Raw genomic sequence first — 1370 nt, 5'->3', positions numbered from 1 at the left:
CCGCCGCCAGCGCCGCCGCGCCGAACGATGCCGCCGTCGCGGCCGGCCCGCCGACAGATCCCGTGCGCCCGGAAGAACCGATCGACCTCGACGCCATCGCGGCGCAACGCGATCTGTGGATACGCGTGCGGCGCGGCTTTGCGATGCCCGACCTCGACACGCCGCTGGTCCGCGACCGCGAGCAGTGGTACGCCACGCGGCCCGATTACGTGCAGCGCATGACCGAGCGGTCGAGTCGCTACCTGTTCCATGTGGTCGAGGAGATCGAACGGCGCGGCATGCCCACCGAACTGGCCCTGCTGCCGTTCATCGAGAGTGCCTTCAACCCGCAGGCCATGTCGACCGCCAAGGCCTCGGGCATGTGGCAGTTCATCCCGTCGACCGGCAAGCACTTCGATCTGGCGCAGAACGCCTTCCGCGACGACCGGCGCGACGTGCTGGCCTCCACGCGCGCCGCGCTCGACTACCTGCAGAAGCTGCACGGCATGTTCGGCGACTGGCATCTCGCGCTGGCCGCCTACAACTGGGGCGAAGGCAGCGTGGGCCGCGCGATCGCCCGCAACCAGAAACTCGGCCTGCCGACCGACTACCTCAGCCTGAAGATGCCGGACGAGACGCGCTACTACGTGCCCAAGCTGCAGGCCGTGAAGAACCTCATCGCGCGGCCAGAGGCCTTCGGATTGACGCTGCCCGCGATCGAGAACCACCCCTACTTCCTGAGCGTGCCGATCCAGCGCGACATCGACGCAGCCCTGGTGGCCCGTCTGGCCGGCCTGCCGCTCGACGAATTCCACGCGCTGAACCCCTCGCTCAACAAGCCGGTGATCCTGGCCGCCGGCACGCCGCAGGTGCTGCTGCCCTACGACAACGCCAACGAGTTCGTGCGCGCGCTGCCCGGTTACCAGGGCCCGCTGGCCAGCTGGACCGCCTGGGTCGTGCCGACGACGATGAAGCCGGCCGATGCCGCCAAGCGGGTCGGCATGAGCGAAGCCGAACTGCGCGAGGCCAATCGCATCCCGCCGCGCATGCTGGTGCGCGCCGGCTCGACGCTGATGGTGCCCCGGCACCCGCACCGGCACCTCGACGACGTGTCCGAGCGCGTGGCCGACAACGCGACGATGCTGCTCGCCCCTGACGCCCCGGCGCTGCGCCGCACCACCGTGAAGGCGCGCAAGAATGACAGCGTGGCCTCGATCGCCGCACGCTACCGGCTCAGCGCCGCCAGCGTGGCCGACTGGAACAAGGTGGCGGCCGGCGCCCACTTCAAGACCGGCCAGGCGGTGGTGCTCTACCTGCCGGGCAGGGCCGCGACCGCCCGCAAGAGCAGCCCCAGCACGACGGCCAAGGCCCGCGGCAACCGCGCCGCCACG

General features: G+C 70.7%; 1 protein-coding gene. It reads left to right on the top strand.

Going from position 1 to position 1370, the window contains the following annotated elements:
• Positions 1-1370, top strand: a 1370-nt coding sequence (locus tag x551_RS22265; RefSeq protein WP_036251676.1) for a transglycosylase SLT domain-containing protein, incomplete at both ends; no start/stop codon positions are given.

Source organism: Methylibium sp. T29, from assembly GCF_000576205.1.
Classification (GTDB): domain Bacteria; phylum Pseudomonadota; class Gammaproteobacteria; order Burkholderiales; family Burkholderiaceae_C; genus Methylibium; species Methylibium petroleiphilum.
Note: the sequence above shows the minus strand (reverse complement) of the source record. Positions and strands in the feature narration are given on the sequence as shown.